This window comes from Vibrio sp. V39_P1S14PM300, from assembly GCF_009904765.1.
In the GTDB taxonomy this organism is placed as follows: domain Bacteria; phylum Pseudomonadota; class Gammaproteobacteria; order Enterobacterales; family Vibrionaceae; genus Vibrio; species Vibrio proteolyticus.
In genome coordinates, this window is sequence record NZ_WXWP01000009.1 from 1 (window position 1) to 7,298 (window position 7,298).

Here is a 7,298-nt window from a genome sequence, read left to right on the forward strand (position 1 = left end):
CATCCGGCGTGTTGTTTTCGAACAACCAACCATCGATGCGCCATTTAAAGTGATTATTGATGCGACTCGATGCCTCTAGCTTGGCGCTGTACACATCTGAATGATCCAGATCTTGTGATACCCCGATCAAAACTTCCGTTCCGTCTTCATCATTCAGCGCAAAACGCGTTCCGAGAAAAAGGTCATTCTGTCCGGTTGTCTGGGCATTGTTACCCCGGCTGTCGTACAGATACTCCGCTATCCACCCGACATCCCATACGGCCCCTAACGCCCCTACCCAGGTGTACTCAAACCCCGAGACCACACCAGTGTGGTTATCTTCACTATCTCGATAGATACTCTCGAGCTTCCATAACCAGTCACCGACGATCCCCTGAACATCGAGTCCGACCTGAGACATCTGCGCATAGTAAGGTTTCAGTTGTTGCGATTGCAGACGATAGTAAGGATCACGATTGGTGCCCTGGAAATAACTAAGCCCGACATCCCAATCACCCAACATTTTCGCGTAACGCAAGGCCACATCCACGTGCTTTTCTTTACGCGAGGATTCATACAGAGCGTCATCAGAAACCGGGATCGTCGGTCTCAAGCGACCATCTTCACCTGCGAATGTCCGTTCACGAAAATAGGGCAACAACAGTGCATCCACGACCCCCCACTCTTTAATGCTGGTGAAATGAATCATGGGTTGCCCCAATTTATCTTCGCCATCGACCGCTTCAATCGCATCGGTCTGGTTAACCACGTCCACCAGATGCTCCGACTCCGTTACCCCCCAAAACACTTTGCCAATGCCAAGCCGTAGCTCATAGTCACTCCAGTACGTCAGATAAAGTGCTTCACGAATATCACTATGTGTACGTTCATCATCCATACTATCAAGACGATAAAACGGCACAAAAGTAAAGCTTGCATTGCCATCACCCCATGACTGGTAGATTTCCGGTTGCAAGACTAACGAACTTTGTTCCCGGCCCTGCCCGTCCAGACCGCGCTCAAAAAACTGCCGATGCTCAAGGTTGACCTGGCCGGACAACTCCCACGCGTGACATTGTAACGGAACGAGTGCTAGCGCCAGAGAAGCAATCACAGAGATACGATCATTTGTTCGACTCATCGCGACCTCTTACTTCACGCGTTTCAGCACGGTTTTCTGGAAATCCTTGGCATCCAGCCCGTTATTGAAAGTGATCTCACTGGTGGTTAACAGTGTGCTCTTACCGGTCTGGTGATTTTGCATATTCATCGCGTGTGCGCGCCAGTATTTCCCTTGATACTGTTGGTACTGGCTGAACTGAAGCGTCTTGAGAAGCGCACCTTTTCGGTCATAGAATTCGATCTGCAACGGACGAAAATGAGTCTGATCAATCCACACAATCTGACGTGTGTAACCAGAGTTTTTATCAGTCGGTACTTGTTCCAGCACAAACGCAGGCTGGCCATCGATCTCTTCATCTTTGACGTAATTGAAGGTGTATTTTTCAATTTCAAACGAACTGAGATCCTCGTATGCAAACTCACTGCCCATAAATGGGCCCGATTTGTTGCGTGAAGATATCCGCTTCACCCGTTTCAGTGCGGGCAAATACAGCCACTGGTCATCCGCATCTAAAGTGTGTGAATGATTCAGAAAGGCGGTGCCTGAGACATCTCGTGGCTGGTCAAAAATCGTCAGTCCCTTATCGCCATCACCGTTCACTTCCAGTGATTTGAGGCGCATCAGACGAGTACTGCTCTCTCCCTGCGCGTTTTTCAGTACCATTTCCATGGTCGCGATCGTATCCCCCCACCCCTCATCACGGACTTTGCGTTCCTGAGCAATTTCCAGACCCCGGGCCGGGTCCGCCCAGACAGGTGACGTCACTCCGGCTGTAACCATCAAGACACAGGCAAGAGATAACACGCGGGTAAAGTATGTTGGCTTAGCAATATTCATTGATATGTTCCTTCTAGTGAGTCGAGTTCGTAGCCGGATGTCCCGGTTGAGACTGAGGTTGAGATAACGGCGCATCTGCGGGATAAGTTTTGGTATCAAAACGCATCAGCAGTGTCGGGAGAAACAGAAAGTCGACGATCAGAGCGAGTAAAATTACCAGCGCACTGAGTTGCCCCATGTCGGAATTGAGTCTGAAGCTCGACATCGCCAAAACCATAAACCCGGCGACCAACACTACCGTCGTGATCCACAACGCACGGCCAACAGTGTGGAAGGCGTAACGCACCGCCTGTTCGGCACTTTGTCCTTCTTGACGAGCCCGCTGATATTTGGAGAGAAAATGGACGGCATCATCGACCACAATCCCCAACGTCAGTGTCACGACGACGGATAATCCGAGGTTGATGTCGCCTGATAGCAGTGCCCAGACACCAAAACCGATGATCGCCGGAGCCATATTAGGAATAAGGCTGATGATCCCCAGCCGCAGCGAACGCAAAGCAAAAATCATCAGTGCGGAGATCAAAACCAGAGTGAGTGGCAACGTCGATAACATACTTTGCATATTGGTTTCACCAATATGGGCAAACATCATTGATGGACTGGATGCCACGACCTCGTATTGCGGCGCGTTGGTATTGAACCAGGCGTAAATACGATTTTCGAGCGCGACCAGCTCTTTACTGCCGAGGTTATCGGTTGTAACCACCAACTTCAGTGACGATTTGTCGACATTGATCTGGTTGTTGAGATCCAACCCGTAAGGCAACGACATTTCATACAACAGCAAATATTGCGCAGCCAGCTCTCTGTCCTGAGGGAGACGGAAATATTGCTCATCATCGGCGTGCATGTTTTTATTGAGCCGTTTGTAGACATCCGACAAAGTGGCAACGTGGTCCGTTTCAGGTTGGGCTCTCATCCATTCAGAGAATGCGCCAATGGTCTCAATAAACTTCGGATCGGCAATCCCCTGTGACTCATGTGTTTTGACGGCAATACTGATGTTGGTCATTCCGCTGATGTGGGATTCCATAAAATCCGCCGCACGACGAAAATCACTGCGCGTGTCAAAATACTTCACGGCATCATCGTTCACTTTGTTCAGCGGGATCAACGCACCAAAAGCCACAATCACAATCACGGACAAGGGCAACAACAATTTACGCTGTGTGACCACAAAATCGGCCAGGCGATCCATGCGTGTTGTCGGCTGCTGCTGCGATGCTGGCGCAACACGAATCGGTAAAATCTTAAGTAGCGCTGGCAGCAGGCTGATCGACAGGCCGCAAGCGATCATCACCCCCAGTGCCGATAGGTTACCGAAGTCGCGCAGAACTGGTGAGTCAGACATATTCATCATCAGAAAACCAATCGCCGTTGTCACGGAAGTGATCAGGATCGGAACCACATTGATAGTGACACTGTGATCAATGGCATAGGTTTTAGAGTGGCCTTTTTGCAAGTTGTAACGCATGGTCGCAATCACATGCACACAATCGGCAACGGCTAGTGTCATGATTAAGGTCGGCACATTCACCGTCGCCGTGGACATAAACACCCCGCCCCAACCGGCCAGCCCCAACGTCGCCACAACCGAGCCGATGATCACCAGTAACGTCGCCATCACACTCAACAAAGAACGCAGCATCAAGGTCAGAAAAACCAAAATGACCAGCAACATGGTGGGTACGAGCGTCGCGGTGTCCTGCTGAGCAGATACCATAAATGCCTCGTTCATCGCGATGATGCCCGCTTTATGGAATTCGACATCCGGATAGAGTTGACGATACTGTTCCAGCAACTGATTGATATAGGTCACCACTTCCGTGACCTCCGCAGTCTCGTCGTCCTGCGGCAACTGCACTGTGATGTTGACCACCGACACGGCACCGTCTGCTGAAATCAGTAAGTTTTTAAGCAGAGGTTCATTTAGCGCAATCTGTTTGACTTTTTCGATTCGCTCAGGCGTAAGCGGATACTCGTCGTAAAGCAAGTCTTCAACCAGCAGATCATCATCAATCGCCTCTGTATGCTGGTAGTTAGCCAAAGAGTCAACCCGACTGGAATACGGTGTTTGCCAGGCATCTTTGGTCAATGTCTGTAATAAAGTGAGGGTTCGCCGATTAAACACATTGCCGTTTTCTGGTGCAATGACAATAGCGACACTGTCCGATTTAGCGAACGTCGTCTGAATTTCATCAAACGCCTGAAGTTGAGGATTGCTGCCATCGAAAAAGATGTTGTAATCCCCACGAAAGTAGAGATTTTTCGCACCTAAAGCAGCGACGAGTATTGCGGTTAAAACCGCCATACACACCAGCCAGGCGTAGCGTGTGGGTGCGGTCAGCCAGAACTGAGCGCGGTTGTCTGGAAGGGTAACCTGTTTCATCACATTCTCCATTTGTGACGTGATTTTTTACACGACAGAGCAAAGTGAACGTTTTGCTCTCAGTAAGCGTCAAAATGGGACAGCCATGCTCTCTCATTTTTTGACGAATCGTCATTAATGGATATTTAAAAACCCATTTGCATGGGTTTTAATCCTGTCACAGGCTGGTGGAGCGTTAACGGCCCACCGATTCCAGATAAGTCAGTTCATCTTTAAACAGAGTCTGTTCAACTTTCTGCCAGGTCTTTCTGTAATCCCACTCAGACGAGAGCGGTTTCCAGCCCAGACCATCCAGCAGCATATTCGCATTGTGCAACACCGTAAACGGATCCTGCAAGCGGCTGATACAGCGGCTGTTGGATGCGTTTTGTGTTAAGGCATTTGATCCAAAAGCAATCGACCAGTTAGCGAATACAATCGCATCTGAGCTGATGCCGGGCGTAAATCGAAGATCCCCTTCCTGCACCGCTGCACTGACCAGATCATCTGCCCCCTGAATCACCAGCTCTTCCAGTTGATTCAGGTAATTTATCCGCTCTGGAGAGGCTTTCTCAATGACCCATGGACTTTTTGCCATGATGGCACACGTTGACAGCACCGGCTCCATTCGCGCATAAATGCGAAACGCCACGTGCATCGCAATGATTCTTTCGCGCGAGCTTCCTTCAAAGCCTGCGGCACGTTCGAACAATTGTGACTCCCGGCGTAAAGAATTGACGCATACGGCAAGAATGGCGTCTTCTTTGCTGCAAAAATGATTGTAGATCGTGCCTTTTGAATAGGGACTGGCTGCAGTCAGCTTATCCATAGTCAACGCACCAAACCCTTGCTCACGAATAATGCCAATAGCGAGCTCGATCAATTCGAGTTCACGATTTGCTATCGCCTGCTGCTTCTTGCTCAAACCTGAGCCTCGGCCGGGTTCATTCTTCTCACTCTTTATACAGCTAAAGCCAAACATGTCTTCCGTCTCTGGTCCTGATTTCCTGACGCACTAAGTTTAACACGAAAGCATTATCTGTGTAGCCTGCCAAATTATGACGATTCGTCATTTTTGACACATCGTCATAATAGCCGATAAATCGATCATATCAAGTTACTTTTTGTTAAATATTCATTCGGGCAATAGTTTCCTTAAGCCGCTACGCTGTTTAAAAAACAACAAAAGGAACAAACATGCGTCGACTGACTCTTCCCCTACTCGGGGCTACATTGTGTTTTCCAGCCTGGGGCTGGCAAGTTGAGAAAGTGGCGGGCGGCTTTGCGGTCCCCTGGGGCATGAGCTTTGTCGACAACGACACTCTCCTTGTCACAGAGCGTAATGGTGGGATAAAACAACTGACGCTGTCGACTGGCGCTATTCGCAACCTGTTTGAGGTAGAAGACGTATGGGCTCGCGGACAAGGTGGCCTGCTGGATATTGCCGTCTCCCCGTTTGATCCTGGTAAAGTGTACGTTACCTACAGCAAGGACGTGAGTGGCCAAGGTGCCACTACGCTAGCAGTTGCGGATTATCGCGACGGTAACCTCACTAACTGGCGAGATGTGTTAGTGAGTCGTTCGACGTCTGACACTGGACGTCACTTTGGTAGCCGGATTGCGTTTGACCAATCGCACGTCTATTTTTCCATCGGCGATCGTGGCAATAGAGACAACGGGCAAAACACACGGACACACGCTGCTGCCATATTGCGTCTTAATCCCAACGGTTCGATCCCGCAAGACAACCCATTTGTGAAAGATCCAACGATACTTGATGAAATCTGGACTTATGGTCACCGCAATCCCCAGGGGCTTACTTACGACATTCAAACCCAACAGCTTTGGGAAATTGAACACGGACCAAGGGGGGGCGATGAGATTAATCGCATCCAAAAGGGAAAAAACTACGGCTGGCCTGTCACTTCCCACGGTAAGGAGTATTGGGGCCCATTAGACGTTGGTGACGCCAAAGAAAAACCGGGAATAGAACCACCGGTCAAAGTGTACGTGCCCTCTATCGCTCCCGGTAGCCTTATACTGTACCGAGGTGATAAGTATCCCGCGCTAAACGGAAAACTTCTTTCAGGCTCGCTTAAACTGACTCATATTAACATCGTCAGCCTGAATGATAACTTTGAAGCAGTGGGTGAAGAGAGAATTCTGCAAGAGCTGGGTGAGCGAATCCGCGATATCGAGGTCAGCCCGCAAGGATGGATATACTTTTCCACCGATCGTGGAAATGTGTACCAACTTAAACCTTAGCCCCAGAACAGATCCCAAATAACAAAAAACCCAGCCATCAGGCTGGGTTTAAAATTTGGAGCGACACACGAGGTTCGAACTCGTGACCTCAACCTTGGCAAGGTTGCGCTCTACCAACTGAGCTAGTGTCGCATAGCGCTCAAATGAGCATTAAGATGGTGCCCCGGGCCGGACTTGAACCGGCACAGCGCGAACGCCGAGGGATTTTAAATCCCTTGTGTCTACCAATTCCACCACCAGGGCACACTAAATGTGTGATGGAGACACCATCAAGATATCGCCTTAGCCATACCTATAAATTTGGAGCGACACACGAGGTTCGAACTCGTGACCTCAACCTTGGCAAGGTTGCGCTCTACCAACTGAGCTAGTGTCGCAAATGGAGGCGCGTCCCGGAGTCGAACCGAGGTCCACGGATTTGCAATCCGCTGCATAGCCACTCTGCCAACGCGCCTCTGTAATTCCAAGATTCACTGCATTGCGTTCCTCTTGGGTACGGGATGCATTCTACGGATTCGATCATCCGAGTCAACATTATTTTTCAATTTTTAAATCGTTTGTCTAAATTGCATTCAAAAACGCTTAAATTGGTCAATTTCTTAGCGAAAACCACCGACAAACCTTAGATTAATATGAACATTTATTAAAATCTTGTTGAGTAGTTTTTGTGATTTAACCTCGTTGTCCAGGCAACATCCTACATAAAAAAAGCGGGCTTCACGC

At 49.3% G+C, this 7,298-nt stretch carries 5 protein-coding genes and 4 tRNA genes; 1 reads left to right on the plus strand and 8 read right to left on the minus strand.

Translation table 11 applies throughout. The features are described from left to right. The 4 genes from CAG65_RS00665 to CAG65_RS00680 form a co-directional block, all read right to left on the minus strand. On the minus strand, positions 1 to 1,120 hold a 1,120-nt coding region (locus tag CAG65_RS00665), incomplete at its 3' end, for a hypothetical protein (RefSeq protein WP_161451470.1). Between the two features lie 9 nt (positions 1,121 to 1,129). Continuing rightward, positions 1,130 to 1,882: an outer membrane lipoprotein-sorting protein gene (locus CAG65_RS00670; protein WP_237668709.1), complete on the minus strand. Its 753-nt coding sequence runs from the start codon at positions 1,880 to 1,882 to the stop codon at positions 1,130 to 1,132. Between the two features lie 70 nt (positions 1,883 to 1,952). Next, positions 1,953 to 4,331, minus strand: a complete 2,379-nt coding sequence (locus CAG65_RS00675; protein ID WP_161451474.1) for an efflux RND transporter permease subunit — start codon at positions 4,329 to 4,331, stop codon at positions 1,953 to 1,955. 175 nt (positions 4,332 to 4,506) lie between these two features. Beyond that, positions 4,507 to 5,292, minus strand: coding sequence for a TetR/AcrR family transcriptional regulator (locus CAG65_RS00680; protein ID WP_021705490.1), 786 nt, complete (start codon positions 5,290 to 5,292; stop codon positions 4,507 to 4,509). Positions 5,293 to 5,507: 215 nt separating this feature from the next. On the opposite strand from CAG65_RS00680, the gene CAG65_RS00685 reads away from it, so the two are divergent. Continuing rightward, on the plus strand, positions 5,508 to 6,575 hold the full coding sequence (locus tag CAG65_RS00685) for a PQQ-dependent sugar dehydrogenase (protein ID WP_021705489.1): 1,068 nt from the start codon (positions 5,508 to 5,510) through the stop codon (positions 6,573 to 6,575). Between the two features lie 56 nt (positions 6,576 to 6,631). Here the strand turns inward: CAG65_RS00685 and CAG65_RS00690 are convergent. The 4 genes from CAG65_RS00690 to CAG65_RS00705 form a co-directional block, all read right to left on the minus strand. After that, positions 6,632 to 6,707: transfer RNA gene (locus CAG65_RS00690), tRNA-Gly, on the minus strand. A gap of 24 nt (positions 6,708 to 6,731) precedes the next feature. Continuing rightward, positions 6,732 to 6,818: transfer RNA gene (locus tag CAG65_RS00695), tRNA-Leu, on the minus strand. A gap of 58 nt (positions 6,819 to 6,876) precedes the next feature. Continuing rightward, a tRNA-Gly gene (locus CAG65_RS00700) sits at positions 6,877 to 6,952 on the minus strand. A gap of 3 nt (positions 6,953 to 6,955) precedes the next feature. Then, positions 6,956 to 7,029 (minus strand) — tRNA-Cys (locus CAG65_RS00705). Positions 7,030 to 7,298 lie beyond the last annotated feature (269 nt).

What these genes read in the sequence shown, in the direction of transcription:
- CAG65_RS00670 (WP_237668709.1), bottom strand. Translation starts at nt 1,882, where the DNA reads ATGGTTACAGCCGGAGTGACGTCACCTGTCTGGGCGGACCCGGCCCGG.
- CAG65_RS00675 (WP_161451474.1), bottom strand. Translation starts at nt 4,331, where the DNA reads ATGAAACAGGTTACCCTTCCAGACAACCGCGCTCAGTTCTGGCTGACC.
- CAG65_RS00680 (WP_021705490.1), bottom strand. Translation starts at nt 5,292, where the DNA reads ATGTTTGGCTTTAGCTGTATAAAGAGTGAGAAGAATGAACCCGGCCGA.
- CAG65_RS00685 (WP_021705489.1), top strand. Translation starts at nt 5,508, where the DNA reads ATGCGTCGACTGACTCTTCCCCTACTCGGGGCTACATTGTGTTTTCCA.